Genomic DNA, 25,932 nt, shown 5'->3' with positions numbered 1-25,932 from the left:
GATGGCAAAATAAAAGCAAAAAACAGGCAAAAATCGTGTAAACATGCCGAAGATCAGAGATAGAGAGCTTGAGGTTATTACTGCGTCGCGAGCTTGGTCGACGAGCCCTCGAAACAGAAGTAGGCTAAGTTCAAACGCGTTGCTAAAAAGCACTCCGAGAAAGCCGAGTGCAGAAAAAATTATTAAAACGAACGCGGTCAAACTCGGCCTACGGACCTGATACGGTCTTGCCCTAAAGAAAATGTGCCTTCTTGCGGACAGGTGGTAGGCAGAGAAAGTCACAAAATTGGCTAAGAAAATCGCCATGTTGATATCTAGATAAGTCCTAGGGTTGATCATTGTCGCGCGCCAAATGTGCACATGTGCGGAGTATTGGAGCCACGGTATGAGGCCTAAAAAAGAAAATGAAAAAAGCCAATATATCAAAAATAAACTTGCAGAGCGCGCTGATGACAACCCGAGAAAAACTGAGCTTTGCACAGATATAACAAAAAAGCTTAGGCCAACTAAGTCAAACCTCAGATTGAACGCGGACAAAAAACCAACGATGATAAGCATTGGCCAAACCAATTTGACCAATACTTTAAAGGTCAGCTTCCGATCTCTACCAACTGACCGCATTTGCATCCTGAAAAGAGGCTCTTTGTGAGGTGATATATCGTCTTGTACTCGACATGTGGTCGAAGACTCGGACCGCTTCATAGTAGCGGAGCAACTCAACAATCGCCAGTTCGGCGGGAATTCCCGCATCGATAGCCTCGATACCTCTTGGAAGGATGTCAGTTTTGATATGAGGGTGGGCCTTGATGAACAGGTCGCCGGGAAGTCGGCTGAAATTGTCTAAGAAATCTTCATCAACGCTCCAGCTCGTCAGATACAGGTGACAGACTTCCTTCCTGTCGTGACTCGGCGTGGCAACACCAGCGAACCCAAAAACCAATCTCAGGTTTTCATGTTCTTCGGACATAAAGTCACTTAAGCTCCCGGATATCTTAATGGCTTTCGTTGCGAGATCAGGGAATTTCTCAACGTATTCGTCCGATGTTAGCAGGAACACCTTGTCGACGAAGCGACTAGCTCCAAAACGGGTTGCAATGCCGAGAGCAGAGAACACGCGCGCCTTCAGGCCGCGATAGAGATCATCGCGATACGTGCCCAATCCCTCTTCAAAAACATAAATTCTATTCCCACGGCTCAGTTGCTTCAGCCGTGCAAGCGTGAACGCTTTCTGGAACCCAACGTCACTGTCGATAAACACATGCGCTAAACGCTTTTCGCCAAGATAGGAATAGGCTTCGGCTTGTGTCTCGAAAAAGGGCGCCTCAACCTGGTTCGGGTAGACCGCATTCAGTCTCCCAGCGATATCTTTGGCACCGCGGAATGAATTTGTGACAAGGAAGACAGGTATCACGTCCAGATGAAGCTGGCGCAAAACGAGTAGTGAAATCATCAATTGCAGCGGCTTAGAGATAAGAAATGCTGTTGTCCCATTGAGATGCACGACCCTCACTCGCTTTCGATCATGTCGTAGGTAGCCGCCGTATTCGCCAACACATCACGCCGCACCCGCTTCCCCACAACCTCTTCCAGCATCTTCGGCGCCAGCCCATATCCCGGCCGCACGCTACGCACGGCATCGGGAGAAATGACCTCACCTGCTTTGAGGTCTTTCACGAAATATAGTGAGCGGCGGAACTGAACGTTGCCCTTCTCACTAGCTTTGCGTCCGTAGTCCACTGAGCCTAGCGCCGACCAAGCGGTGCGGGCGTCTTTGCAGAGGGCAGCCATTTCCTTCGGCTCCAATGAGAAGCTGTCGTCTGGCCCTCCACCGTTACGGTCGAGCGTGAAGTGCTTTTCGATCAGTGACGCACCCAACACGACAGAAGCGATAGCGGTAGTGTTGTCGAGCGTGTGATCAGAAAGTCCAGTGACGAGGCCGAAGCGATCGACCATATCGGGAATGGTGCGCAGGTTGTAGTCTTCGGCCGGTGCCGGATAGCCACTCACGCAATGCAGGATGGCCAGCTCTTTGCAGCCACCTTCGCGCGCCGCTTCGATTGCCTCGGCGATCTCTTCATCGTCGGCCATGCCGGTGGAGATGATCATCGGTTTGCCGGTCGCCGCTACGTAGTGGATCAACGGCAGGTCGACCGCTTCGAACGACGCTATCTTGTAGGCTGGTGCGCCGAGGTCTTCGAGTAGGTCGACTGCAGTTGAATCGAATGGTGAACTGAAAATGGTTATGTCAAGCTTGCGAGCATGGTCGAACAACGGCTTGTGCCACTCCCAGGGCATGTGGGCCTCTTCATAGAGCTCGAAAAGCGTGCGCCCGTCCCAGAGCCCGCCTTTGATGCGGAACTCTTCGGCATCGCTGTCGAGAGTGATCGTGTCGGGCTTGTAGGTCTGCAGCTTGACCGCATCCGCCCCTGCGGCTTTCGCCGCCTCGACGATGGCAAGGGCGGTTTCGAGCCGCCCGTTGTGGTTGGCCGAAAGTTCCGCGATTACGTAGGGTGGGTGATCCGGTCCGATTTTCCGTCCTGCAATTTGCATGGCGTTGGTCATTCTTTTGATCCTCGATGTCGAGTAAAAGTGCGAGACAAAAGCGCTTTCTTGGCCTCCGGCCATTCTGACCGAAGCAGTCCAAAATGAATTACCGGATGGTAGGCTCCGTCGGCTCGATGTTGGTCGCGTAGAAGGCCCTCCTGATGAAAGCCCAATCGCTGATGCAGTCGGATTGAGCCTTCATTGAATGTTAATGCTTGGCCGCAGACCTTGTGCAACTGCAGTTCGAAAAAGGCATGGTCTAGTGCTGCGAGCCCCAATGCTTGCCCTTTTCCTTTCGGAGCACCCGGCCGGGCGTAAAAGCCCCAATCGGATACTCCTCCAATCTCAACGCGGTCGAATTGGATGAACCCAAATGGACTGCCGTCGGCTTCAGCGATCAGCAGGCGGCGGCTGGCAGCCGAATTGGCCTTTTCGAACCAAGCGCGATGCTCTTCCGGGCCGATTTCGCGGCTGGTGAACATCATGCTGCGGACAGACGGATGATTGCGCCAAGCCAGAACCTGAGGCAAATCGCGCTCAACCAAGCGCCGGATATGGACACGTTTAGGCATCCATTGACACCAGCTGTCGAAGGACACGAGTCGCACCTTTTCCATCTGTCACATTCGCTGCAGCCCGACTCATTTCAGCGAGGGCGCTGGTCATGTTCGCGCGATACAATCCGTCTCGCAGGGCTATCCCGACGCTATCTGTTTCATAGCAAGCTAACCCGGCCCCGACCTCATGTAGCATTTCCGCCACCGCCTCTTGGTTCTTCGCGAGAACCAGCGTGACACTCGGGAGACCTAACGCGCATCGCTCCCAAGTGGTCGTGCCGCCCGCGCCGATGGCTAGGTCGCTCTCGGTCATCACTCGGGCCATGTCACTCACCCCAACTCTAACTTCGCTCGTGTGGCGCATCCGCTCGGCGCGCGAGCGTATTTTGGCGATCCACGGAGCCTGCGGCCCCATAACTACGGTGATACGCACGTCGCTCGGCAAAGCTGAGGTGTCGAGTGCATTGAGCACCCGCTCTGTGGTGTTGTCCTTGTCGATTCCACCCATGGTGACAAGCAACCGTCGCAATTTTGGCTGCGCCCGGCGTGCGAGGCTTTCCGCGCGCAGTTCAGCGAATTCAGGCCGTAGCAACGCGTATCGCGGCCCGAGCAGCAAAGTCGTGCTGAGCGGGACCAGACCCGCATAGTCCTCTGGCTGCCGGCCAAGGCTCTGATCCAGAAGTAGGTCGCATTCATGTGGTCGGTCGGCAAGATCGTCGATCACCATCAGGCGCCTAACGGAGGGGCGAAGCGCCTTTTCCCAGCGCGCGTCCAGCGCGTAGTGATCGACCACTAGCCAGTCAATATGTCCGCCGCACGCGAACGCCTCCAGCGCCCTCTGACTAGCCGTAGCATCCGCTTCCCAACTGGTCCCCAGCCAATACGCATGGGGTGGCTCTGTGGCGGCTTGTTTGAATTGATTGGCGGGCCCCACCTCGCTAGCGCGCGGCAGCGTGAATACTTCATAACCCTGTTTAGCGATGAAATCGAGCAAATGGCCGTCATGTTGACGACAGATAAAGACGCAATCCGCGCCCCTGTCGCGCAGGGCGGCTGCTAACGTGAGGCAGCGCATGACATGACCAGTCCCGATCTCAATCGCGGCATCGGTGCGGAAGGCGACGCGCAGAGGAGAATTTGGAGATATCACTGAAAGCCTCGCGCTCTGAGCAAAAGCTCTGCACGGTCCCAGTCTTCCGGAGTGTCAATGTCCTGCACTCGGTGTCGGGGCAAAACAACGGGCGCCGCATGTGTCCCAAACAGCGGTTTGCCCGAGAGCCAGGCCTCTGCTCGTCCCCAGTAAAACTGGCCGGCATCGTGCCAAGCTTCTTCGAGATCCTGTGAGCGGGTATTGAACTGACGCGCGTCGAACATTTCTACCCGGTTATCCTGTCGGACCCGAAGCGCTCGTTGGATCGGTGCTGCGTAGCGCGTCACAGAAAAAGCGAAGTCCGCCCCGCTTTCTTGCAAGATGACGAGGCCACGTCGCAGATCATCGACTTCAATAAATGGCGCCGTCGCGTAGATGCAACAAACCTCTGCGGCCGGTTCGCCTTGGGTGTTCTGCCAGTCAACGGCGTGAGCGATCACCGGAACGGTCCCGGTGTAGTCGCCAGACAGGTTTGCCGGGCGAAAAAACGGGACTTCCGCCCCGAGGGCTCGGGCGGTCTCGGCAATTTCTCTATCATCGGTGCTGACGATTATCCGATCGAATAGCCCGCTCGTGCGGGCGGCCGCAATCGACCAAGCGATCATCGGCCGCCCGCCGAACGGCCTTATATTCTTGCGCGGAATCCGTTTGCTTCCGCCACGCGCCGGGATGACCGCTAGCTTCATTGGCTCATTGCCTCATTGAGAGCTTCGACGACAAAGTCTTGCTCTTCGTCGGTCAGCGAGGGGTGCATCGGGATGCTGATCGCTTCTCGATAGTATTGTTCCGCTTGCGGGAAATCACCCCATCCAAAGCCCATCTTTTGGTAATAAGGCTGGGTGTGGATCGGGATGTAATGCAGATTCGCCATGATGTCCTTCGCCCGAAGCGCCTCGAACACCTTCCGGTGACTGGCCGGTGCGATCTCGTCGAGCCGGAGGCGGATGACATAGAGATGATACGCCGAGTAGCCATCGGGGTGCTGCCAAGGCAAAGTCAGTGGCAGATCCGCTAGGAGCGTGTCATAGCGCGCTGCGATCTCGTGGCGGCGGGCGACGTATTGCGAAAGGCGATTCATCTGGCTAACGCCCAGTGCCGCCTGCAAGTCAGTCAAACGGTAATTGTAACCGAGCGTAACTTGCTGGTAGTACCACGGACCATCCATTTCCTGCGTCATCAAACTAGGGTCGCGGGTGATGCCGTGACTGCGATACAACCCCAGCCGAGTGGCAAGCGTATCGTCATTGGTGACCGCCATGCCACCTTCACCAGTCGTTATTATCTTGACAGGGTGGAAGCTGAATACAGTGATATCGCTATAGCGGCCATTGCCGATCGGCTTGCCTTTGTAGCGACCACCTATCGCATGCGATGCGTCTTCGATTATCTTGAAGCCGTACTGCTGACTAAGTGCGTGGATGGCCTCCATGTCACATGGCTGCCCGGACAAATGAACCGGCACGACAACTTTGGGCAAACGGCCGTCTTTCTCTGCTTGGCGCAGCTTTTCCTCAAGCGACTGTGGGCAAAGGTTATAAGTCTTTGGGTCGATGTCGACGAAATCAACTTGAGCGCCGCAATAGATGCCGCAATTGGCGGAGGCAACAAAGGTGTTTGGCGTTGTCCAAAGCCAATCGCCCGGGCCAAGCTCCAGTGCAAGGCAGGCAATATGCAGTGCAGAAGTTGCGCTGTTGACCGCTATCGCGTGAGTTGCTTGGGTGGCATTTTTAACGGCGTTCTCAAATGCCGGTATACTAGGCCCTTGAGTGAGATTCACTGATTTCAACACGTCAACAACCGCATCAATATCACTTTGAGTGATGTCTTGTTGTCCATAGCGGATTACATTTTTCATCATTTCGGAGCCTTATCAACTGGCGTTATGTGATGTGTTCTCGTCGAGAAAAAGGCCAGGAGTTTCCAGGCAAGGATCAGAGAGAATGATAGGTTTAGCGCGATCGGCACGGCCAATGTGCCGACCTTTTGCCCTATCATCCAGGTGCAAGCGACAAAAAGAAATAGCCCAACAATGTGACTGAGAATGATGGGCTTGTCGCGCCTTCGCGCATACAGCGCATAATGTGGAATCATTCCCAGCGCATTGAGCGCTGTCGCAGACAGTATCCAAGGGTATAGGCTAATCTCGGCTTGATAGATTGATTTTCCAATCCAATTTAGGAGATATGGTAAAGCTAGCCAGCTTAACAGGCTGAATGCGATCACTATTGAAAGCGTTTGAAGTAGTGCGTTTCTAAGAAGGCCCCACTCTTTTTCATAATCGCCTTGATGGTTGCTGTGTATGAGCGCTGGATATGTAAAAGAGAAAACGCCAGCGTCCAAAAATACCATCAATGAACTAGCCACGCCCATAAAGAGAACGTAAGCCGCGACCATTTCTACTCCACCGAGCGTCTCAACCCAATACCTATCAAAGGTTTGTATTCCGCGTAGTGAAAGTGTCGCTGTCAGAAACGCGAGGCTGACGGTCAAGCCTTTGCGCACCCAAGGCCAATCAACAGAATCTCTCCATCCTCCCATCTCGAGTCTCCAAACCCGCCAGCTCCCGAATGCCGCCGCGAGGAAACCGCCCGTTGCCCACAACGCCAGCACATCCCCCAGTTGTCGACTTTCAGGGTCAAATGTCATCAAGGCACTGATCGCTATGGCCCAGCTGCCCTGGCGAAAAAATAAGACTAAACTTGCGGAAAGCTGTTCTGAGAGCGCTATGAGAAGTCGCATAATCTCTTGGTTGTAGTGCTCTAGGATAAGAATTGGAAGGAACCACCAGACCAAGGTAATGGGCCAATCGACGCGACTGATGATCGCTAAGGCGATTGGTATGACCACTATGTAGAGGCCTCCAGATAGTATCCCTTGCGTTTTCAGGAATTGGCCCCGCTGTTCCATCGGTGCCCGAAGAACCTCTCTCGTCATATATGTATAGAAATCTAGCCCAACGAAATAGAGAGCATACCCAATCGTTGCAGTGAATAGCCCGTAGTAGCCGACAGTTGCAGGGTCAAGAAACTTGGCGAGTATGAATACGAATAAGAAGCGCGTGCCGAGAGTGGCTGTGCGCAGGGTAACGTTTGCAAGGCGAGTGTATTTAATATCCAAGGTTTCTTAATTTATAATATTGTCAATCGCATTAATTAAACATAGTCGATTGGTGGCTGTTGCCGCTTTTCAAAGCCTCTTGAGGCTTGTTCGTCGACTTATTTGATCTTCCGCTCAAGGCTTTCTGCGAATATGTTTTTAAATGTGTTATCTGTCGCCAGAAAGGCAAAGGGTTATCGCGGTTTGAAGTTGTTATACTCTGCTTCAGTCTCCTCGCGAAGCGCCTCAATTTCCGCCTTCAGCGCCTCAAACTCCGCCATCTTCCGTGCCAAGAACCGCTGCGTAATCGCCGCCTTCTCCGCGACGCCCTTAGGCGTCAGCAGGTAGGCATAGCGCCTCTTATCTTCAGCGGCCTTAAAGTTCCCGAGCTTCACGAAGCCCTTTTCGACGAGGGCTTTGAGCAAGTAGTTCGCACTTCCCGTGCTCACGCCAACCGCATCGGCTAACTCGCGCTGCGACATCTCCGGGTTTTCTTCAAGAAGGCGCAAGATACGAAAACGGATATCTTCCTGGACCTTGCTGCGCTGGCCTGCCATCAGAAGCTCGCATTCTGGCAGGCTACCGCATCAGCGCTGACTCGGGTCAGCCTGAGGGGAGGGGTGTTCAGAGCTATGGGTCGAAAATCCGACATCGTTCAAAGTTGAGCGTTTAGCAGGATGCTGTCGCTGCTGAAAGGGTGTTTATGCAAATCCAGTCACTCGACAAGGGAGGTCACGGGTGTGTGATTGTAAGCTGCTTGGAGGCAGCGGAGATCGGCCGGTGATGGATAGCGCGGTGCCTTATGTCTCGCAGGGCGGGGGGGCGCACCGTTCGTTTGGAGTGGAACTCATTGCGGCTGATGATTGTCGTAGGCAGATCGCCAAGCTGTCCCCATCAGCAAAGTTTCCGGTCGCTTGTTCGCGCCGCGTTCTGTCGTCTTTGCATTTTGCTCGAGATGCGGGAATGACGTCTCAATGTCCCGCCTGACGGCCTCCAATTCTTAGCACTTGGTAATGATGCGGTATTCTCAATCGGATCGCTGCGTTCGCAAAAAGAAACCAATCAGACGAAGTCATCCGAATAGCACTTCGTCACACCCTATCCCCGCGCATAAACATCGTCGTAACGAATGATGTCGTCCTCGCCGAGATAGCTGCCGGTCTGCACTTCAATCAGCGTCAGCGGCACCTTGCCAGGGTTCTCCATACGGTGAACCGCACCGAGCGGAATGTAGACTGACTGGTTCTCGGTCACGAGCTTCACCTCGTCATCAATGGTCACCTTAGCGGTGCCCTCGACAACGACCCAGTGCTCAGCGCGGTGGTGGTGGCTCTGCAAGCTAAGTGCGGCGCCTGGGTGGACATGGATCCGCTTCACTTGGAAGCGTTGACCGACGACAAGGCTCTCATACCACCCCCAGGGGCGGAAGTCGCAAGGAAGGGTTTCGGCTTGAGCCGCACCCTTAGCCTTCAGCTCGGCCACAGCTTTCTTCACGTCCTGCGCGCGATCCTTGTGGGCGACAAGAACCGCATCGGGCATGGCGACCGCGATGACATCCTCAAGTCCGATTCCGACGAGTTCCTGCGCGTTATCCGTTGAATGCAGAAGCGTGTCGCGGCAGTCAATCGCGGTCGCAGGGCCGGTTGCGACGATGCCGTGCTCGTTCGGGTTCTGCTCGCGCCAGACTGCCTGCCAGTCGCCGAGGTCAGACCACGCGCCGCCGTAGGGCACGACGGTCAGATTGTTCGCGCGCTCCATCACCGCGTAGTCGATCGAGATGTCTTCGAGCTGCGCCCAAGGCTCGGGCGCGAGCCGGGTGAACGCCAGGTCACGCTCCGCAGCTTCGACGGCAGCTTTGGCCTGCGCCAAGGTTTCGGGCGCATGCTTTGCGAAGGCTTCAAGGATCGCCGAGGTCGAGAAGAGGAAGATGCCCGCATTCCAGAGATGCATGCCGCCATCGAGCAGCGCCTCGGCCTTGGCCAGGTCAGGCTTCTCGACGAAGGATTTCAGCGGCTGCGGGGTCGCGGAAAATTCCGCGTCCGGGGCTTCGCTCAGTTCCAGCCAGCCATAGCCGGTCTCCGGCCGATCGGGGCGGATGCCGAAGGTGACCAGCTGTCCGGTCTCGGCTGCCGGAGCGGCGGCCTCGACCGCGGCACGGAAGCGCGTAGAATCCGGAATGACGTGATCGGAGGGCGCTACCAGCATCAGCGCGCCCGGTTCGCGCGCCTCCAGCACGAGAGCGCTCGCGCAGATCGCCGCGGCGGTGTTACGCGCTGACGGCTCGATGAGAATATCCGCGGGGGCGATCTCAAGCGCGGCCAGTTGCTCGATCACGACGAAGCGGAAATCCGCGCCGGTAATCACGGAAGGGGCTGCGAAGCCGTCGCCTGTGAGCCGCTTGGCTGAGGCCTGGAACAGGCTCTCCTCGCCCATCAGGTTGACGAATTGTTTGGGGTAGCTCTTGCGCGAGAGCGGCCAGAGGCGCGTGCCCGAGCCGCCGCAGAGGAGGACGGGGTGGAACGTCTTGCTCATAAATCCCTCTCAGGTTCTAGCGGTGTCGGCACTTTCGAGGAATCAGTGATAGGTTTCAGTGATCCCGTCGTCCAGATCAGTGCGTGCCAGCCCAGCGACTTCGGGCCACTGGCGAGTCCCTGCGTTTTGCCCGCAGGTCGTGTCTGCGTCCCATTTAGCCCGATACGATGGCGAAAGGTCCAGCGGTGGAGGGGGCTATAAGGCCCTTTGTAGAGTATATGGGCTGGTAAATGTCGGTCAGGAGGCGACTCTCTGACTAAGGGGCGACTTCACTCAGACGACAGTGATCTTCATGAAAATGGCGACCCGGGAAAAATCTGTTCGACCCGTCTATAGGCGCTCCCCGCGGAGGATGAAACCAGTCGTGCTTCCGTCGCCTCGCAGGCAAGCTATCTCCCGCTCGCCGCATAAGACCAGATCCCAACCCATTCCTTGAGCGCGAGATCCAGCGTGTCGAGATGGTCCGCGAGATCCCAGCCGATGCCATCGAGAAACCCATCCGCGCGAAAATCGACAGGGTAGGGGGGGGGGCAGCCCGTCCCACCCGGCCCGCTTGAAGCTCGCCATCGCACGTCTCATGTGGAAGGCGCTGGTTATGAGCACCCAGGTCTTGCTCGGCTTGGGCTGCGCGAGGTCGTGGCTGAAGCGCGCGTTCTCACAGGTGTTGCGCGATCGGGTCTCAAGAAGAAGCCGGGTCTGTGGGCTAGCCCTTGACGGCAAATGTTGAAAGCCTCGCTGTCGAACCTGCGGGGCTTTTCATTCAAGTGACCTGATGTCTCGAAAAACCTTCGAGCACGTCAGATCGGCTTCATGCCTTGGGAGAGCCATTTGGCGAATGCTGCTTCGTCGACCTGACCCGATGCCAAATCCTCCATCATCCGAACGCCTTCGATCGGGGACGGTCTATAGGAGAAGTTGTTGAGCCGCAGAAACGTGAGTGCCGTCACGAAAGCGGTGCGTTTGTTGCCGTCCACGAAAGCATGCGCCTTTGAGATGCCGAAGGCATAGGCCGCCGCAATCTCTTCGAGGTCCGCTTCGGCATATGCGGCGAGATTCATCGCGCGGGCGCAGCCCATCTCCAAGAGTGCTCTGTCACGCAGCCCGGACGCGCCGCCATGGCGAGCAATCTGTCGATCATGGATGGCAAGGACGGCGGCAAGCGGAACCCAGTTCGGCTCCGTCACGCGAGCGCCTGAAGAAGATCACGGTTTTCATCCATAACGATCTCTGCCGCCGCCAGTGCAGCCGCCACAGCGGGATCATGCGGGGTGATCTTCAGGCTGCCATCATCGCCACGCACGACGAAAAGCGTGTCGCCTTCTTTGGCGTCGAGGATCGTCAGCATTTCGGTCGTCAGCGTCATGACCGCGGAATTGCCAACTTTTCGGACCTTCGTTTCGATCATTACATGTCTCCTTGTGTATATTGAAGTATATACGTGCCGCGGCACGAGAGGCAAGCTCTTCAATACTCACCCGGAGGGTCTGGGTTGGCGGGATACCCGTTTCGCGAAAGGCGGCGGCCATGACTTCGGCGCCGGGTAAGCTTTCTCGTGCCAGATCGCGCAGGTCGCCGCTGCCGCCAGAGAGCAGGATCCTGGCATCCGGAAAGCGATGCGCCAGGGCGAGCCCCGCGGTGACGCGCTCGGCGGCGTTGAGTTGGACTTGATGGTGGCGGGCCGTGCCTGCGCCATCCTCCGCGCCGCCCAGTATGATGATCCCGTCGACATGGGTGAACTGCGGATTGGTCGGATAGGCTTGCTCCAAGGGGGCGATCAGGAGATCGCCGAGGGGAAAGATCCCCAGAGCGAGGAGGCTCGCCAGCGCTACGGAAAGCATCCTGCGCGCCGCGCGCAGGCGCCCGCTCACGAGCGCGATCAGCGCGGCTGCGAGCAAAAGCGCTTCCCAGGTTTCTGCGCGTAGCAGGAGGGCTGCGAGCTTGGAGATAAGGAAGACGAGCGTATCCATGGGGCTCTTGTCGGTGCTTCTGCGCTGATCCGCAATCGCTATTGTTGGCTGGATCAAATGCGCGACATGACGCATTGATGAAATATTTCGCCGGCCTCGGCGGATTGGCCGTTTTGACTTGGATGCAGGCCCTAAAAAGGGTAGGTGTCCCTACGTTAAACGGTGGAATTTTCCGATCACAAGTTGCTCGCACGACGCGTCGTGACGCAGAAATCGAAGGATTTGATCAGGTGCATATTTATTTGGATGCTGCCTTTGCCTCCTCCTTCTTTCTCGCAGGCCTCATCGTCGTCTCTCAGAAATTTCACGGCACGCTGACACATGACGGCAGCGATGGCGTGCAGAAGATCCATGACGCTCCAACGCCGCGGATTGGAGGAATCGCGGTGTTGTTGGGGGCCTGTCTCGCGGCGATCATGCTACCCGCTGAGGCGCGTAGACTTTGGTGGATGATTTGTCTCTGCGCGCTGCCCGCGTTTCTTTCCGGCGCGATCGAGGACATCACCAAGAAAGTCTCGGCGAAATGGCGTCTGGTGGCGACGGTTCTTGCCGGGCTGATCTTCTGTTTGGTGTCTGGCTATCATATCGAGCGGGCGGATATCCCGGGGCTCGATTTCCTGCTTGGCTATCCGGCCTTTGGCATAGCGTTGAGCGTTCTGGCCATTGGCGGCATCGCCAATTCGCTAAACATCATCGACGGCGTCAACGGCCTTGCCTCGGGCAGCGCGATCATTGTTCTCAGCTGTTTTGCGATCCTTGCGGCGCGATCGGATGATGTGGCGCTTCTTGCGATTTGCCTGCTTATGATCGGCGCGATCGCGGGTTTCTTCGTGCTGAACTTCCCCGCTGGAAAGCTCTTTTTCGGTGATGCTGGCGCCTATACGACGGGGTTCGTTCTCGCGGTGATCGGGATCATCCTGCCGGTGCGCAATCCGGAATATTCGCCGATGATCGCGGTTCTGGCCTTATCCTATCCCTGGATCGAGACGCTGGTGTCGATCCGTCGGCGCGCGAAACGCGACGGGACAAACCCCGGAGAAGCGGATCGTCTTCATTTGCACAGTCTTGTCTATCGTAGCCGTGCCAAGCGCATCGCGGAGACGATCGGCATGCCTCGGATGCGCAATCCGCTTACAAGTATTCTTCTCTGGCCGCTCTCGTTGATCGCCTGCACGATCACGGTCATCGCGCCCGGCGATTCAGTGGTGCTTGGCTGCGGGGTCGGAGTGGTCTTTCTGATCTACCTGCTGATCTATCGCCGAGTCGCGCTCTTGAGTCGCCTGCGTCGTGCGCTCATTGGACAGTTCACTCATCGCGCCTGACTGGGGGCAGCCTATGCGTCGCAAGAGTTGAGTGATCCTCATATCAATGCAGCTTTAGGTAGCAATGCTTTGCTTGGGCGGGCGTAAAATTAGAATTTCTTTTGAACTATAGAGATGGCCCGCGCTAAAAATACGGAGAGTTTGAGTATTTCGATCTCCTCCAAGATGTCGAAAATTGATTATGTCCAAAGCTGTCGGCGTTCAGGCCATCTATGACGCGAAGCTTGATGCCCAAGATTTAAGGTGTGTTGTTGAGAAAGATTGCAAAAAATAAGGGCTTGGCACTTCGATTTTTCCAATGTGAAGCCTGTTGGCATCGGATCCGTTTTGGCGCGAACCGATGTGGCGCTTGCGGTCGGAGCGCGCCGCTCTTGAACCGGGCTGGCTTTTGGGGTTTTCTGCTTATGGTCGTGCTGTTTGTAGCGGTCGTGTTGATGATGCGGTGAGCGGCTTGTGTTCCCTGAATTGGATGCGCGGCGCGTTATCGGAGGAAGGGGACGCGGTCTCTTTTTCTCAGGCCCAACAGGAAAGCGGTAAGCGCCGCGACGATTTCAAGCGAGATGCGCATTCGTGGCTCCGCATCCTGGCCAGCACTTCGTTCGGTAGAAAAAACGCGTGCGCGTAGCGCGGCAGGGTCGCTGCCTCGGGGCCTGTCTAGAACTTCAGTCGCTTGGCCTATGGTTCGGATGTTCAGGGCCTCTCGCAGCAATCGAGCGTTTCGCTTCGAGTTTAGCCCGTCATGGCGACGACATGGCAAGGCTTGGCGCGCAGCTCGCGCGATCGATATCGATCCGCGCGGGCATGTTTTGGGGTTGAAGTACTGGCCGAATTCGTGGTGAGTCTGTTCATATTTGAACGGATGTCGGTATGGTTTCCCTTGCCTCGAACGGGCCCTGGTTTCTGGCGCAGCTCAAGCCCAACAGCGCGGCGATCGCGCAGGCCCATCTCGAGCGTCAAGGCATAGAAAGCTTCCTGCCCACCGAAATGCACACGCGCCGTCGTGCAGGGCGTTTCGACACGCGGCGCTGCCCTCTTTTCCCCGGTTATCTCTTCGTCGCCTTTGATCCCGAGAAAGGGCTTTGGCGCAAGATAAATGCGACCCGGGGCATTGCGCGCCTCGTGAGCTTCGGCAGTGTGCCGAGGCCTGTGCCTTCCGAGCTGATTGCTCAAATCGCCGAGCGTTGCGATGCAGCGCACTGCCTGCGGGCGCAACAGGGCTTCGTGGAGGGAGATGAGGTGCGCGTGGCCTCCGGCCCGCTCGTCGATTTCATTGCGACAATCGACAGTATCGATCCGGACCGGCGTGTCTGGTTGCTGATGGATATTATGGGGGCCGCGACGCGCGTTGCGGTGCCCGCATCGGAGCTGCGCGCGAAGGATGGGTGATCATTGAGGGCGCCAGCGGGCAAATCCACTGCTCTCATTTGGTCGCAGCAGGCGGAACGGGCGCCATGCTACGCTAAGTCGATGAAAGTGAGAGATAAAGTCCGACCGCCTCTGTAGGAAATCTTTATAGGCTTTGTCAGAGAGGTGTTGTAAGTTTTTCCTGTCATTCGATCTGGGAGGTTTTGATGAGTAAATTGATTACGGCGTCGCTGGCGACTGCTGCGATCCTCGCTTCCAGTCTGCCGAGCCTCGCCCAGGCTGTGCAGGCACCACCGAACTTGAGCCAAGAGGGGCTCATCGCTTGGGCGAAACAGGTCGATATCTGCAACGGTAAACGAGTGCTGGGTGCCAAATACACCGCTGAGGGTGATGCGCAGGTGACTTGTGCGCAGAGCGCCGCTGGTAATCTCGGTGGAAATACGTCTTTTGTGATGTTGTTGGTCGGCGCGGGGCTTGCCGCAGCGGCCATGGGTAGTGGCGGCGGTAATGGGACAAGTTCCACGAACGGCACGAATTCCACCAACGGCACAAACTAAGTTCGAGCGGCCAGCTGCGGCTCGTGAGCCGTGCGAAATACATGCGCGTCTTGGTTGAGGCGATTTCGTTGCAGCGGCAAGAAATTCGTCGCATCGGCAAGAAAATAGACAAACAGAAAGCCGAACCATGCGGCTCAAGAGCGATGAACAGTTGGCATGGGCGCATGGCTCCGCTATCCATTCGACATCGGCTCCTGATGTTTCTGGAGCTTTGAAGATAGCAGGTGTGCAATTGTGGCACACGACCCAGGAGGGCATTCATGGGCGCCTTGGCAAGAGTTTTCAGGGGATGTCTTGTCCTTTTGCTTGTGGCCTCCTGCGACACGTCGACGACGAACTTCCCGGTCAATACCCGCAATGTCAGTTCCGTCGAGGATCCGGCGGCGGGCGATGTCGCGATCGTGCGGCTCAGCCTCGCCAACGTCGCCACCTTCGGCGCACCGTCCGATCTCAGCGGTGGCCGCACGACGCTGCCCTCGAGCGATTACTGGAACTATCGGATCGGCCCGGGCGACCTGCTTGATATCGTCGTTTATGAGCATCCCGAGCTGACCTCGCCCGCGGGGTCGACCCGGACACCCGCCGAGGGTGGTCTGCGCGTCAATTCCGACGGCACCTTTTACTACCCTTACGTCGGCAATGTGCGCGCTGCAGGCCGGACGCCCGAACAGGTGCGCGCCGATCTCTCGCGCCAGCTGAAGGAGTTCATTCCGTCGCCGCAGGTGTCTGTGCGCGTTGTTGGCTACAATTCGCAGACCGTCTCCGTCACCGGCGAGGTGGGCAAGCCTGCGCGGATCCCGCTGACGTCAAAATCGCTGACGCTGCTCGATGCGATCAACGAGGCGGGCGGCCTGAATGAGACGGCCGATGCGCGCCAGGTGCTCGTCCGCCGCGGTGGACGGAGCTACGCGGTCGACCTGCAGGCCTTCCTCAATCAGGGCATCGCCTCGAACAACCCCGTGCTGCGCAATGGCGATGTCGTCTCGGTGCAGCGCGCGACGAAGCTCGAAGCCTATCTGCTGGGTCAGCTGGTGAAACCCGGCCCGATCGACCTGACCAAGGATGACGTGAGCCTCACTGAAGCGGTGACCACGGTTGGCGGGTTGAGGACCGAACAGGCCGATGCGCGTGGCGTCTTCGTGTTCCGCGACACGCCGAGCGGGGTCGTCGTGTTCCAGCTCGATACGTCTAGCGCGGCGGCTTTCGTCGTCGGCACGAAATTCTTCCTTCATCCGCAAGACGTCGTCTATGTCACGACCGCGCCGGTGGCGAAATGGAACCGCGTTGTCTCGAATATCCTGCCGACGCTGAGCACGGCCAAAGCCGCCTCGGGACTGGCGAACTAATATGGCGAAAGTCGGATCCATTCTCGTCGTCTGCGTCGGCAATATCTGCCGCTCCCCGGTGGGCGAACGGCTGCTCGCCGCGGCGCTACCTGACAGCATGGTAGGGTCAGCGGGGATTGGCGCGGGCGAGGCGTGGGACTCGCGTCTCACGCCGACACGTTGAGCGGTGTAGCAGGCGGTTCTCGCATGGGTTTGTATAAGCATTTGAGAGTTTGAGCCGGACAGATGACGCCGATTTCCAAAATAACTCAGAAACACGTCGCGCCGCCTGAAGTCGAGGATGACGAGATCGACCTGATGGCGCTCGCCGGCGCGCTTCTGGCGGGCTGGAAATGGATCGCGCTGGCCTTTGTCATCGCCGTTATCCTTGGTGCCTTCATTGCGCTGCGCAAACCGGTGATCTATCAGGCCACCGGGCTCTTGCAGCTCGAGCAATCGCAAAATGGACTGTCCGCCCTCCCGGAATCGATGCAGACACTTCTCGGCAGCGATGGGGGCGGCAAATCGCAGGCCGAGACCCAGATCGCGATCATGTCCTCGCGCCTCGTTCTGGGCGACGCGGCCAACAAACTCAATCTGCAGAACTTCGTCGTTCCGCGCCGCTTGCCGGTGATCGGCCTGCTGCCCGCAAATCTGCACTTGCCCGATCCGGGCTTGTTCGACCAATACCAGTGGAGAAACGAGACGGTCCAGCTCGGGCGCCTGAAAGTGCCCGCCCAATGGCAGGGTGTTCCAATGACACTGACGGTGACCGGCGCGGACAGCTATCGCCTCGCGATGCCCGACGGCACCGAGGTGACCGGAACGGTCGGTCACGAAATCTCTGCGCGCGACGGTGATTTTGCGATCGCCTTGTCCCAGATGAATGCGCCGGTGGGACGCGAGTTCTATATCGGACGCCGCTCGCTCAGCGCGACGATTCAGGGGATGCGCGGCAAGTTCTCGGTCTCTGAGAGCCCGCGCGGCTCGAACATCCTTCAGACCTCGTATCAGGACACCGATCGCCAGCGTGCCGAAGCGATCCTCGACGCGATTGCGACCTCTTTCGTGGAGCAGAATATCGAGCGCAACTCGGCATCTGCCGAAAACAGCCTCGACTTCATCCAGAAGCAATTGCCCGAGGCGCGCCAGAACGTGTCCGAGGCGGAACAGGCGCTCAACGAATATAGGCAAAAGCAGCAATCGGTTGACGTGAATTATGAGACCCAGGCCCTGCTTGAACGTGTCACGAAGATCGAGGGGGAGCTCTCCGCGCTCGATCTGAAAGAGGCGGAACTGAAGAACCAATACACGGTCAATCACCCGGCCTATCAGGCGCTGCTGCAGAACCGTAAAGAGCTGCAGGCGCAGCTGGATCAGGCGAAGAAGGCGACCCAAGGTCTGCCGGAGACGCAGAAGGACATCTTTAACCTGCAGCGCAATCTCGAAGTGGCGCAGCAGGTCTATACGCAGCTTCTCAACCGCTCGCAGGAATTGCAGGTGGTGCGCGCCTCGACAGTGGGCTCGGTGCGCGTGATCGACAAAGCCTATGCGAGCACGATCCCAGTCGCGCCGCGCAAGTCGCGGATCGTGGCGCTCGCGGCGCTCCTCGGTCTGATCATCGGCGCGGCCTTCGTGCTGATCCGGCGCGCGCTGCGCCACGGGATCAAGGGCGCCGAAGAGATCGAGGCGCTTGGCCTTCCGGTCTTCGCGACCGTGCCCTTCGCCAAGGAGGCGGCCGATCTGCGACAACGCAAGGGGGACCTGCCGATCTTCGCGCTCGAACATCCCGAGGCGGTCACGACCGAGGCGCTGCGCTCGCTGCGCACCTCTTTGCATTTCGGCTTGCTCGACGCCCGGACCAACTCGATTCAGCTCACCTCGGCTGCGCCGAATGTCGGCAAGAGTTTTACCGCGATAAACCTGGCAGTCGTGGCGGCGCAGGCGGGCCAGAAAGTCTGCGTAATTGATGCCGACATGCGCAAAGGTTACCTGCGTCGGTTCCTGCATTTGCCCAAGGACACACCCGGCCTGTCGGATTACCTTGGCCATGAAAGATCGCTGGAGGAGGTGATCGCGTCCGGACCGATCAAGGGATTGTCGGTCATCACTTCCGGCCGCTACCCGCCGAACCCGTCTGAACTGCTGATGCGGGCCGAGTTCGGGGCGATGCTACGCCAGCTCGATAGCGAATTCGACCTGATCATCGTCGACGCGCCGCCCGCGCTGGCTGTGACGGACCCGGTGGTGATCGGGCGCTCCGTGGGCGCGAGCATCATCGTTGCGCGCCATCTCGAAACGATGCAGGGCGCGGTGCGTGCCGTTCAGGCAAGTTTTGAGGCGGCGGGCACGTCGATCACGGGCGCTGTCCTCAACGGCTTCAAGGCCGAGACGACTGCGCGTTATGGCGGTCACTACCAATATTATTACAACTACCGCTACAGCTACAAATCCGACGATTGAGCGCGTTTTTGAGGGGGCACCGGCGGATTTTGCGAGCGTGGACCAGAATTTCTGTTTTGCGAGATAGTGGGCCGCGGCATCAGCGCGTTGACGATATCCAGCTGCCTCGGGACGTGCCCGCTGATCAGCTTGGTGCCACTTGCTGATAAAGGGTGAAAAGAATTTGGGACCGCTCGAGTGACGAGCGGTCCCTTTCAACATTTGCTCCAAGTCGAAGTTGCTATTCCGATTCAGAGCAAAAGAAAGAAGATGTTTACAGCAAAGATTTGAACCGCGTGTCCCTTACCAGCTTCTGAATCGCATCAGACAGCGCGCGATTGAAAGCGGTGGCGGTGTTGTTGCACGCCGAGACTGCGGAGAAGCTGGTGCTGAAGCCGGTTGTCGATTGGATCGCATAGCCAGAGCTTTTTCTCGAATAGGCTTGCAAGCCGATGGTCCAGCTGCCGTTGAACGAATCTGGTTTGAGCTCGGTCACGGTGATGTTGATCGGCGTCGCGTTAACCCGGAACATCCCGCCGGCAAGCAATTCGCCTTGAATGGCTTGTTTGATGGTGTTCGCGAGATCGTCGCCGCCACCCAGGTCGAGCGGCCCTGCCAAGCGGCACGTCGGGCGCGCTTCAATGCCCTCCGCCAAACGAACGTCGCCCACGGAGGCACGCGCACCGGTCGAGGCGAGCTGTTGAATGGCGATCGTGTTTTGCGGGGTCGTTTGGTATTGCTGTGCCGTGTATGTGTCGCATGCTGCCAAAGAAATTGCGGCACATGCCATAAGTGCAAAAGCTTTAATTTTCATTCAGTCCTCATTAATCCCAAAGTGCGGATGTCTTGAGACTTATCTGATCACACGGTTAAAGTAAGAGGCAGAATTTCTCATGCAGTTTCCTGTGGCTTTCGGGTGTCGGTATTTCTTGTGCAGGAGAGAACGCTTTCTATCGGGTGCGGGGAGGGTTTTCCCGCTTTGAAAAACGCCTCACTACTTTCTATACGTGCCAGATATTTTTCTAAGACAGCCTTTGGGATCCTGTATCTCCAGCCGGTATCCTCTCAGTAATCCATCCCCTGCCTGTTATCCCAAAGGCGGAGAATTTCGATCTGAGTGGGCATGACGCGATATATCAGTACGAACGGTGTCCGAGGAATCGCGAACTCTCGCATGAGGCGTCCAGTTTCGCCTAGGATAACCTGTCTATGCCCTTCGGGTGATAACCTTGATTTCGGCTCTGCCGAGGGCCGAGACGCGGTTTATGATTGCGATGCGAAACTGGATTTCGGCGGTCTGGCAGACGGGGCCTTGAGATATGATCTGCTCACCGAGGATTTTCAGGCGATTGTGTCCGGGCAAGAGCGCGCAGGGTAGGGGTGGCCTTGGGCAAATTGGTCAGAGGTGGTGCGAGTGACGTGCGGCCCGTGGCAGGGTCTATTCGACATGAAGGAGAAGCGTGGTCCCGCGAGTCGCGGGACCGTTTGGGCGATGTGACGAAGGGAAGGTTCCTGGGGCAGGTCGCGTGCGGCGAATGCCCGGAACGAGCCCTCGGATCGGCTAGGTGCTTGCGCGCCCTTCGACCTCGGCCAGCTCGGCGAAGATGGCATTGCGCAGCTCGGGCCGGTAGATTTCCGATTTCACCTTGAGGTGCTTGCGATAAACCGCATGCGGCACCACGCCATCCGGGAAACGCTCGATCAGGCGTTTGTGGACCTTCTTTTCCGCTCGCAGCGCAGCGCGCCCGGTGGGGAAATGGATTTCGGCGAGGATCCGATATGGCAGCACCTTCCGCACGAAGAGCTGATACTCGAAGCGCGAGTAGGTGTTCCCGGAGAAGCCGAGTTTGAGGACGGTTCTTTTGCCAAGATCGATTTCCGCGAAATAGATGGAACTCGGTTCATTCGACCAGCCCTTGCCGCAACTCGGACACTGAAAACGCTGGGTCTTCATATTGCCGATCGAGACACGGCACGACTCGCCGCAGCCTTCCGCATGTCGGTAGAGACGATAGTCTTTGTCTCCATTGGGGTCGGGGCCAACCAGCTCCCAACCGTAAGCCTGCGCCTCGCGTTTGTAGCGCTCCAAAGTGCAGCGCTCGCAGATGATTTCACCACCTTCGGTCGCGATCTTCTTCGTTCGGCCGAATTGCAGTCGCTTCGTGTGGCCGCAGGACACGATGAAATGCCCATAATGACGGTCCTTTTCATCGCGCTTCACAAAGGTGAGGCGATTCACTTTCGCATCGGCGATCCAGCGCGCTTCCTTGCAGTTTGGGCATTGCGGCTGGAAGCCTGTCAGAACGCTGTGACGGCAGACGAACGTTCCCCGACACTTCTTGCATGCGAGGGCGAGGTTGTCCTTGTTCTTCACGCGCGCGAGCACGTGATAGCCCTTTTTGGCAGCTGCGGCGTGCCATTGCGGATGGATGGGACCGGGCCAGATCGGGTGGGTTTCGCCGCGGATTGTCATGTTGGTTTTGGGAGCTTGGGCCATGAGAGAGCCCTCCGTGAAATTGTGCTGTGTGAACGGGCGCGGCAAACCGCACCCGAGCGGGTCACAATTGACCTTCAGGTAGGCGTGCTCTGACACGGGCCCCAAGGAGGGCCGGTGTCACTTCCGCGCGGTATGTAGGAAGATCAGGCTTCGGCCTGCTCGAGCTCATCGAACGAAAAGACGTCGATCAGCTGATCGAAGAGGATCACGGTGCGCTTGAGCAACTCGTTGATCCGCCGATCCGCGTCGCAGGTCTCGGTGATCAGAAGCTCATGGCCGCGGTTTCGGATCAGCTTGCGAAATTGCACACGTTGCGCGCCGTCTTCGTCGAGAAGCGCCATCCGAATGGCGTAGACGATGAGTTTGATCGGCTTCTCGGCGGGAAGGCTGGGTGTCTCTGCGAGGATCTCGTTTTGCAGCTCCAGCATTCTCTCCTGAGCTTCATCAGACGCCCTCTGCCAGCTGGCAAAGGCCGGGTCCCAGCTCTGCACGGCCGAAAGGTAGCTCTCGTAATCGAGAAAATCGGCGAAGGCTTCGAGAAATTGTGGGAACAGCGTCAGGATCGATGCTGCGGGATCGTCATTCGCGCCTTCATTCCGAATGTGGCGCATGATATTCGCGATGATAGCCATGGTTGTCTCCTATCCGAGATGGCTGTGGTCAGGGCGGGGCAGGAGCGGCAACTCTTGCCTTCGCCCGCGTATCATGTAAGCGTGTAATCACAAAGTCAATCCTGTTTGTGAGGTCCTTACATGTCAGAGAAGAAAAAGATGGGTCGACCGCCCGCAGGCACAGAGCCGGTGATGGTGCGTATGACCCACGAGATGGTGGAAGCGATTGATGCGTACCGGCGCACCGCGGAGGACCTGCCGACACGACCGGAAGTTATACGTCGAGCAGTCGAGGCTTATCTGGAAGATCATGGCCAGAAGTAAGTTCACTCCAATTCGAGCGTTGAGGCGGGTGTCGGGATGCGCGACACCTACGCGCTTGTTGTGAGGCGCAGGTGCCGAGATTCCCTCGGCGCTTAGCTTTGATCGATTGCTTCGAACATTTGCTTAAGAGCCATCTGGAAAAGGGCAGATCTCAAGCTGTAACCTGGTTCAATCAGCGGACTCGATGAAAAGCATTCGAAAGTCCGCAACGTGAGTTCGGATTTGTCGGCAGAAAGCGATGCATCCAGCTTTGCCATCGGTTTTTCGCAATAGTCGAAGTGGGCGCGCACTGAATGATCGCTCAGGATAGCGACCTTCGACACCTCCTAAAGCTCCAAGGAGTCGGGGTCGCCTTTGAGGACGCACTCCTCGGGGCGGCCGGAAACCTCGGAAAGAACTTTTCGAAGCGAAGTGATGTCGCCCTCGTTCGAATGCCAAAAACGATCAGCGACGAGATAGGCGGCAACAGTTTCAGCCGCGCCGAATTTCGAGACCTCTTCGATGTCACTTTCGTCGAAGCCGAATTCATGCCCTTCCTGAAGTTGCCAAGTAATGTAGCTGGCGGGAAGATGTGCCAGTGCAGTGCCCATGGCGCCGAGGATTTGCTCGTGAGGTTCTTGGATTCCCCTCAAGATCAGGCGCCACTGGATTTCTGACAGAATGGGAAATCCCGCGCGCACCATCGCAGTGAAATTCCCGAGGAGATCAAAAAGACGGTCGCGATCAACTTTGGCGTGCTCGCTCGAAGTATCATTCGAGAGGTTCAGTGCCGACGCAATTTCGGACGGGATGTCGATGTCGGTTTTTTGGGTGGCGAGGGCGGAAGCGGTCATGAAGCACCTTTCTGACTACGAGTCTATCAAATCTATTGCAAAATATGTAGAAGATTTGATTGCAGGTGTCAAGCTGCCTTGCTCGTCTTGCGGAAGGCTCGACCTGAAGCTAGTTGTTTAAAGGCATCCGCGATCTGGAGGGTTCAGCTTTCTTCTTTTTCTTTTCGCCTTGGGAAACCGCTGGATACGATGATCCGATGTTTCGCGCGTTCTGCGAGGCATGTGCTGACGCACGACGGCAGCATCCGAACATCACCGTGGCAACCTGCTATACTTTCCTATCGATCGTTGCGGGTATGACCGGGGACGGGATCACCAACGAAGAAATCGTCGATCTGACCGGACTGGAATACAATCAGGTTGCGCCTCAAGTCGAAGCGCTTTCATCTGGGAGGTGGAAGAAAGAGGGGTTGGGGTTTCTCGAACGAAGAGATGTCGAGAATTGTCGCTCGCGCAAAATCTTCGTCACTAAGGCGGGCGAAGAATTCGCTCGGATATTCGCGCGCCCCGCAGGTGCCGATGCGCCGCATGGTGATATGGTCAAGCACCTACTGAGTAGTCAATTGCCGGCGCTCAGAGCTGTGCGATCACGCTTTCCCACGCTCAGGTTGGGGACCCTGACTGTCTTTTTGTTCCTAGGTGCCCGTCAACGCGAGTTCGGCTTCAATGGGACGCCAGCACATGCGCTGGCGGACGAACTGGGAATTCCGAACTTCCCTCGACACATCGCGGTGCTGGGAGAGGGGCCAAAAGGCGGAAAAGGACTGGGCCTCATTGAGTTGAGGGTCAGCCGCGAAGATAGGCGCGTTAAGTTACCGGAAGTTACGGAGAAAGGGCACCGTTTCTTGACGGAGATTGCATCTGCCGTTGTGGGCAGGGAGATCGAGCTTCCGAGAAAAGTTGAGCCGCAGAAGCTAGAAGATCTGGATAGCCCTGATGATATATCTGGGTTGGATGACGAAGACTTCATCTGGTTGCCGCCCGATGAAGACTGAATGACGCCGGTAAGAGAAATTGTGTCCTTGAGCGCGAGATCCAGCATGTCGAGATGCCCTGCGAGATCCCAGCCAGTATCTTCGAGAAACCCGTCGTCGCGATAATCGACAGGGTAGGGGATGAGCCCGTCCCATCCGGCCCGCTCAAAGCTCGCCATCGCGCGTCTCATATGGAAGGCGCTGGTGACGAGGACCCAGGTCTCGTCCGGCTCGGGCTGCGCGAGGTTGTAGCTGAAGCGCGCATTCTCGGAGGTGTTGCGTGAGCGGCTCTCGAGAAGAAGCCGCGCCTGCGGGATGCCCGTTTCGCGAAAAGCGGCTGCCATGACCTCGGCGCCGGGCATGGTTTCTCGCGTCGAGTTGCGCAGGGCGCCGCTGCCTGCAGTCGCTGACAGCTGGACGCGGGGCCAGGGGAGCTGTAATTTCCTACACAAAGTAATATAATGTATAGGATGCCTGATGGAGTATCTCCCGGTCCCGATCCAGACTGCCTATCATGAGCTGATGCAGAGGTTCCGGGCCCGGCCACCCCTCTCCGTCCTTGGGTCCATCATGCGGATCGAGAAGTCCGGTCGGGGCTATTGGGTGTCGAGGCGCCGCATAGGGGACCGGGTCGTGGAGAAAACGATCGGCCCTGAAACGCCGGAGGTCCTGGCGACCGTCGCGGCCGCGCGCGCCGAGCGGGAGGTCTACGACGGTTGGCGAAAGAAGAACGCGACCCTGGTCTCGATGCTGAGGGCCGCCGGGCTCCTCTCGCTCGACGTTAACACCGGGAAGGTCCTCTCTTCCTTGTCTCGAGTCGGATTCTTCGAGATCGGCGGGATCCTCGGGGGGACGAACGCGTTCCGCCTCTACCCCGCCCTTCTTGGGGTCGCCGCCCCCGCGCGGGAGATGGTCTTTACCGGTGACGTAGGCATGCTCGCGCCCTCGCATATCCGCCTCGTCGGTCCGAGAGAGCCGCTTACGAGCCGCCTTCGGAGCGCCGGACTCGAGTTCGAGACGCGGTTTCCGATGGGCCCGGCCGACACCTCAAAGCACGTCGTTCAGGACAACATCGAGATCGAGATCATCGGGCCGGTCGCTCGCGGCGGCGAGACGAGCTACTTCCATGAGGGCAGTCAGGAGCCGGTCGCAGCGCTGAGATTGCTGGAGTTCTCCCTGCGAGATCCGGTGAGGGTCGTGGCCCTCTACCGGGAAGGGGTGGAGGTTACGGTCCCTGCCCCGGAGCGGTTCGCCCTGCACAAGCTGATCGTGGCCCAGCTCAGGACGGGGTGCTTCAAGAGCAAGCGGAACAAGGACCTCCGACAGGCCTCTTGGCTCCTGAAGGTCCTGGCGGAGGCCCGGCCAAAAGAGACGATGAACGCCTTGCGCGACATCCGCAGCCGGGGCCCGACTTGGCGAAAACATCTCTCGGCGTCCCTGAGGGAGGCGCCGGACGCCGCGAAGGCCCTGAGGTGGATCGAGGCCGAGACGGACGACCCCGACCCGGGGTGGTATGACCTCTGAACAGGATGAGCCTCCCCCACCAATCCCGTAGGTTGGAAGAGGCTTGTGGTGGGGCCTTTTGGTCACGCAGCTCGGACGCGCCGCCGTGGCGGGAAATCTGTCGATCATGGATGACAAAGACGGCGGCAAACGGCAGAGTTGCCGACCTTTCGGATCTTCGTTTCGATCACGACATGGGTCCTTGGGTATACCTGAAAACACACGCGCCGCGCCACGAGAGGCAAGCTGTTCGATACTCACCCGGAGGGAAGGGTTGGCGCGATGCCTGTTTCGCGAAAAGCGGCGGCCGTGACTTCAGCGGCGGGCATACTC

Annotated in this window: 27 protein-coding genes and 1 pseudogene; 10 read left to right on the top strand and 18 right to left on the bottom strand. The window is 57.7% G+C overall.

What is annotated here, in order from left to right; genetic code table 11:
• Positions 1 to 604: 604 nt before the first annotated feature.
• The 12 genes from BMI86_RS05715 to BMI86_RS21440 all read right to left on the bottom strand — a co-directional run bounded on the left by BMI86_RS05715 (position 605) and on the right by BMI86_RS21440 (position 11,846).
• Positions 605 to 1,501, bottom strand: a complete 897-nt coding sequence (locus BMI86_RS05715; RefSeq protein ID WP_143594695.1) for a hypothetical protein — start codon at positions 1,499 to 1,501, stop codon at positions 605 to 607.
• Between the two features lie 5 nt (positions 1,502 to 1,506).
• Positions 1,507 to 2,562 (bottom strand): pseudaminic acid synthase, encoded by a 1,056-nt coding sequence (pseI, locus tag BMI86_RS05710; RefSeq protein ID WP_078540133.1) that lies wholly within the window; start codon positions 2,560 to 2,562, stop codon positions 1,507 to 1,509.
• A complete protein-coding gene (gene pseH, locus BMI86_RS05705) occupies positions 2,559 to 3,116 on the bottom strand; it encodes a UDP-4-amino-4,6-dideoxy-N-acetyl-beta-L-altrosamine N-acetyltransferase (RefSeq protein WP_078540132.1) in 558 nt (185 codons plus the stop codon). Before pseH ends, pseI begins: the two co-directional genes overlap by 4 nt.
• On the bottom strand, positions 3,109 to 4,251 hold the full coding sequence (gene pseG / locus BMI86_RS05700; protein ID WP_281480100.1) for a UDP-2,4-diacetamido-2,4,6-trideoxy-beta-L-altropyranose hydrolase: 1,143 nt from the start codon (positions 4,249 to 4,251) through the stop codon (positions 3,109 to 3,111). Before pseG ends, pseH begins: the two co-directional genes overlap by 8 nt.
• A complete protein-coding gene (gene pseF, locus BMI86_RS05695; RefSeq protein ID WP_078540131.1) occupies positions 4,248 to 4,937 on the bottom strand; it encodes a pseudaminic acid cytidylyltransferase in 690 nt (229 codons plus the stop codon). The genes pseG and pseF overlap by 4 nt, the downstream gene beginning before the upstream one ends.
• The gene (gene pseC, locus BMI86_RS05690) at positions 4,934 to 6,106 is read right to left on the bottom strand and encodes a UDP-4-amino-4,6-dideoxy-N-acetyl-beta-L-altrosamine transaminase (protein WP_078540446.1); all 1,173 of its coding nucleotides are present in this window, start codon (positions 6,104 to 6,106) and stop codon (positions 4,934 to 4,936) included. The genes pseF and pseC overlap by 4 nt, the downstream gene beginning before the upstream one ends.
• Complete coding sequence (locus tag BMI86_RS05685) at positions 6,106 to 7,368, bottom strand: hypothetical protein (RefSeq protein ID WP_078540130.1); 1,263 nt, start codon at positions 7,366 to 7,368, stop codon at positions 6,106 to 6,108. Before BMI86_RS05685 ends, pseC begins: the two co-directional genes overlap by 1 nt.
• A 173-nt stretch (positions 7,369 to 7,541) precedes the next feature.
• Positions 7,542 to 7,904: a MarR family EPS-associated transcriptional regulator gene (locus BMI86_RS05680; protein ID WP_078540129.1), complete on the bottom strand. Its 363-nt coding sequence runs from the start codon at positions 7,902 to 7,904 to the stop codon at positions 7,542 to 7,544.
• Between the two features lie 541 nt (positions 7,905 to 8,445).
• Positions 8,446 to 9,879, bottom strand: a complete 1,434-nt coding sequence (locus BMI86_RS05675; protein WP_078540128.1) for a mannose-1-phosphate guanylyltransferase/mannose-6-phosphate isomerase — start codon at positions 9,877 to 9,879, stop codon at positions 8,446 to 8,448.
• Positions 9,880 to 10,676: 797 nt separating this feature from the next.
• Positions 10,677 to 11,063: a type II toxin-antitoxin system death-on-curing family toxin gene (locus tag BMI86_RS05665; protein WP_078540126.1), complete on the bottom strand. Its 387-nt coding sequence runs from the start codon at positions 11,061 to 11,063 to the stop codon at positions 10,677 to 10,679.
• Positions 11,060 to 11,224, bottom strand: a complete 165-nt coding sequence (locus BMI86_RS05660; protein WP_246831636.1) for a transcriptional regulator/antitoxin MazE — start codon at positions 11,222 to 11,224, stop codon at positions 11,060 to 11,062. Before BMI86_RS05660 ends, BMI86_RS05665 begins: the two co-directional genes overlap by 4 nt.
• Positions 11,166 to 11,846 carry an ElyC/SanA/YdcF family protein gene (locus tag BMI86_RS21440; RefSeq protein WP_246831635.1) on the bottom strand — a complete coding sequence of 227 codons (681 nt, stop codon included), beginning with the start codon at positions 11,844 to 11,846 and terminating at the stop codon, positions 11,166 to 11,168. The genes BMI86_RS05660 and BMI86_RS21440 overlap by 59 nt, the downstream gene beginning before the upstream one ends.
• 77 nt (positions 11,847 to 11,923) lie before the next feature.
• Here BMI86_RS21440 and BMI86_RS05650 point away from each other — a divergent pair, with 77 nt between their 5' ends.
• The 7 genes from BMI86_RS05650 to BMI86_RS05625 all read left to right on the top strand — a co-directional run bounded on the left by BMI86_RS05650 (position 11,924) and on the right by BMI86_RS05625 (position 18,878).
• A complete protein-coding gene (locus tag BMI86_RS05650; protein WP_246831634.1) occupies positions 11,924 to 13,168 on the top strand; it encodes a glycosyltransferase in 1,245 nt (414 codons plus the stop codon).
• Positions 13,169 to 14,035: 867 nt separating this feature from the next.
• Positions 14,036 to 14,554, top strand: coding sequence for a transcription termination/antitermination NusG family protein (locus BMI86_RS05645; RefSeq protein WP_078540123.1), 519 nt, complete (start codon positions 14,036 to 14,038; stop codon positions 14,552 to 14,554).
• Positions 14,555 to 14,739: 185 nt separating this feature from the next.
• Positions 14,740 to 15,090 (top strand): hypothetical protein, encoded by a 351-nt coding sequence (locus BMI86_RS05640; RefSeq protein ID WP_078540122.1) that lies wholly within the window; start codon positions 14,740 to 14,742, stop codon positions 15,088 to 15,090.
• A gap of 23 nt (positions 15,091 to 15,113) precedes the next feature.
• A complete protein-coding gene (locus tag BMI86_RS21205) occupies positions 15,114 to 15,305 on the top strand; it encodes a hypothetical protein (RefSeq protein WP_168173793.1) in 192 nt (63 codons plus the stop codon).
• Between the two features lie 45 nt (positions 15,306 to 15,350).
• Complete coding sequence (locus BMI86_RS05635; protein ID WP_078540121.1) at positions 15,351 to 16,436, top strand: polysaccharide biosynthesis/export family protein; 1,086 nt, start codon at positions 15,351 to 15,353, stop codon at positions 16,434 to 16,436.
• Between the two features lies 1 nt (position 16,437).
• On the top strand, positions 16,438 to 16,599 hold the full coding sequence (locus BMI86_RS05630) for a hypothetical protein (protein ID WP_078540120.1): 162 nt from the start codon (positions 16,438 to 16,440) through the stop codon (positions 16,597 to 16,599).
• Positions 16,600 to 16,661: 62 nt separating this feature from the next.
• A complete protein-coding gene (locus BMI86_RS05625) occupies positions 16,662 to 18,878 on the top strand; it encodes a polysaccharide biosynthesis tyrosine autokinase (protein WP_078540119.1) in 2,217 nt (738 codons plus the stop codon).
• 253 nt (positions 18,879 to 19,131) lie between these two features.
• On the opposite strand, the gene BMI86_RS05620 is transcribed toward BMI86_RS05625, so the two are convergent.
• From BMI86_RS05620 to BMI86_RS05610, 4 genes and pseudogenes are all read right to left on the bottom strand, one after another.
• Positions 19,132 to 19,671, bottom strand: coding sequence for a hypothetical protein (locus tag BMI86_RS05620; RefSeq protein WP_143594693.1), 540 nt, complete (start codon positions 19,669 to 19,671; stop codon positions 19,132 to 19,134).
• A 393-nt stretch (positions 19,672 to 20,064) separates the two neighbouring features.
• A pseudogene (locus BMI86_RS21435) lies at positions 20,065 to 20,208 on the bottom strand (IS5/IS1182 family transposase); the annotation flags it as partial.
• A gap of 210 nt (positions 20,209 to 20,418) precedes the next feature.
• Positions 20,419 to 21,354, bottom strand: a complete 936-nt coding sequence (locus tag BMI86_RS05615; RefSeq protein WP_078540117.1) for a hypothetical protein — start codon at positions 21,352 to 21,354, stop codon at positions 20,419 to 20,421.
• Positions 21,355 to 21,497: 143 nt separating this feature from the next.
• The gene (locus tag BMI86_RS05610) at positions 21,498 to 21,986 is read right to left on the bottom strand and encodes a hypothetical protein (RefSeq protein ID WP_078540116.1); all 489 of its coding nucleotides are present in this window, start codon (positions 21,984 to 21,986) and stop codon (positions 21,498 to 21,500) included.
• Between the two features lie 120 nt (positions 21,987 to 22,106).
• On the opposite strand from BMI86_RS05610, the gene BMI86_RS20905 reads away from it, so the two are divergent.
• On the top strand, positions 22,107 to 22,289 hold the full coding sequence (locus tag BMI86_RS20905; protein WP_246831633.1) for a ribbon-helix-helix protein, CopG family: 183 nt from the start codon (positions 22,107 to 22,109) through the stop codon (positions 22,287 to 22,289).
• Between the two features lie 92 nt (positions 22,290 to 22,381).
• Here the strand turns inward: BMI86_RS20905 and BMI86_RS20900 are convergent, their stop codons facing one another.
• Together BMI86_RS20900 and BMI86_RS05605 are read right to left on the bottom strand one after the other, a co-directional pair.
• The gene (locus BMI86_RS20900) at positions 22,382 to 22,546 is read right to left on the bottom strand and encodes a hypothetical protein (RefSeq protein ID WP_168173792.1); all 165 of its coding nucleotides are present in this window, start codon (positions 22,544 to 22,546) and stop codon (positions 22,382 to 22,384) included.
• A gap of 69 nt (positions 22,547 to 22,615) precedes the next feature.
• Complete coding sequence (locus tag BMI86_RS05605) at positions 22,616 to 23,122, bottom strand: hypothetical protein (protein WP_078540115.1); 507 nt, start codon at positions 23,120 to 23,122, stop codon at positions 22,616 to 22,618.
• A 113-nt stretch (positions 23,123 to 23,235) separates the two neighbouring features.
• Between BMI86_RS05605 and BMI86_RS21430 the strand changes: the two genes are divergently transcribed.
• Both BMI86_RS21430 and BMI86_RS05595 read left to right on the top strand, forming a co-directional pair.
• A complete protein-coding gene (locus BMI86_RS21430; protein ID WP_246831632.1) occupies positions 23,236 to 24,117 on the top strand; it encodes a hypothetical protein in 882 nt (293 codons plus the stop codon).
• Between the two features lie 456 nt (positions 24,118 to 24,573).
• A complete protein-coding gene (locus BMI86_RS05595) occupies positions 24,574 to 25,620 on the top strand; it encodes a GSU2403 family nucleotidyltransferase fold protein (protein WP_078540113.1) in 1,047 nt (348 codons plus the stop codon).
• The last annotated feature ends 312 nt before the right edge of the window (positions 25,621 to 25,932 follow it).

This window comes from Thioclava sp. DLFJ5-1, assembly GCF_002020115.1.
GTDB classification, from domain to species: Bacteria; Pseudomonadota; Alphaproteobacteria; order Rhodobacterales; family Rhodobacteraceae; genus Thioclava; species Thioclava sediminum.
The sequence above is the reverse complement of the archived record's forward strand: the minus strand, read 5'-3'. Positions and strand labels throughout refer to the sequence as shown.

Coding starts and splice junctions, on each gene's coding strand:
- pseI (WP_078540133.1), bottom strand. CDS start 2,562: ATGACCAACGCCATGCAAATTGCAGGACGGAAAATCGGACCGGATCAC.
- pseH (WP_078540132.1), bottom strand. CDS start 3,116: ATGCCTAAACGTGTCCATATCCGGCGCTTGGTTGAGCGCGATTTGCCT.
- pseF (WP_078540131.1), bottom strand. CDS start 4,937: ATGAAGCTAGCGGTCATCCCGGCGCGTGGCGGAAGCAAACGGATTCCG.
- pseC (WP_078540446.1), bottom strand. CDS start 6,106: ATGAAAAATGTAATCCGCTATGGACAACAAGACATCACTCAAAGTGAT.
- BMI86_RS05680 (WP_078540129.1), bottom strand. CDS start 7,904: ATGGCAGGCCAGCGCAGCAAGGTCCAGGAAGATATCCGTTTTCGTATC.
- BMI86_RS05675 (WP_078540128.1), bottom strand. CDS start 9,879: ATGAGCAAGACGTTCCACCCCGTCCTCCTCTGCGGCGGCTCGGGCACG.
- BMI86_RS05660 (WP_246831636.1), bottom strand. CDS start 11,224: ATGCTGACGATCCTCGACGCCAAAGAAGGCGACACGCTTTTCGTCGTG.
- BMI86_RS21440 (WP_246831635.1), bottom strand. CDS start 11,846: ATGGATACGCTCGTCTTCCTTATCTCCAAGCTCGCAGCCCTCCTGCTA.
- BMI86_RS05650 (WP_246831634.1), top strand. CDS start 11,924: ATGAAATATTTCGCCGGCCTCGGCGGATTGGCCGTTTTGACTTGGATG.
- BMI86_RS05645 (WP_078540123.1), top strand. CDS start 14,036: ATGGTTTCCCTTGCCTCGAACGGGCCCTGGTTTCTGGCGCAGCTCAAG.
- BMI86_RS05640 (WP_078540122.1), top strand. CDS start 14,740: ATGAGTAAATTGATTACGGCGTCGCTGGCGACTGCTGCGATCCTCGCT.
- BMI86_RS05635 (WP_078540121.1), top strand. CDS start 15,351: ATGGGCGCCTTGGCAAGAGTTTTCAGGGGATGTCTTGTCCTTTTGCTT.
- BMI86_RS05630 (WP_078540120.1), top strand. CDS start 16,438: ATGGCGAAAGTCGGATCCATTCTCGTCGTCTGCGTCGGCAATATCTGC.
- BMI86_RS05625 (WP_078540119.1), top strand. CDS start 16,662: ATGACGCCGATTTCCAAAATAACTCAGAAACACGTCGCGCCGCCTGAA.
- BMI86_RS05620 (WP_143594693.1), bottom strand. CDS start 19,671: ATGAAAATTAAAGCTTTTGCACTTATGGCATGTGCCGCAATTTCTTTG.
- BMI86_RS05615 (WP_078540117.1), bottom strand. CDS start 21,354: ATGGCCCAAGCTCCCAAAACCAACATGACAATCCGCGGCGAAACCCAC.
- BMI86_RS05610 (WP_078540116.1), bottom strand. CDS start 21,986: ATGGCTATCATCGCGAATATCATGCGCCACATTCGGAATGAAGGCGCG.
- BMI86_RS20905 (WP_246831633.1), top strand. CDS start 22,107: ATGTCAGAGAAGAAAAAGATGGGTCGACCGCCCGCAGGCACAGAGCCG.
- BMI86_RS20900 (WP_168173792.1), bottom strand. CDS start 22,546: ATGGCAAAGCTGGATGCATCGCTTTCTGCCGACAAATCCGAACTCACG.
- BMI86_RS05605 (WP_078540115.1), bottom strand. CDS start 23,122: ATGACCGCTTCCGCCCTCGCCACCCAAAAAACCGACATCGACATCCCG.
- BMI86_RS05595 (WP_078540113.1), top strand. CDS start 24,574: ATGGAGTATCTCCCGGTCCCGATCCAGACTGCCTATCATGAGCTGATG.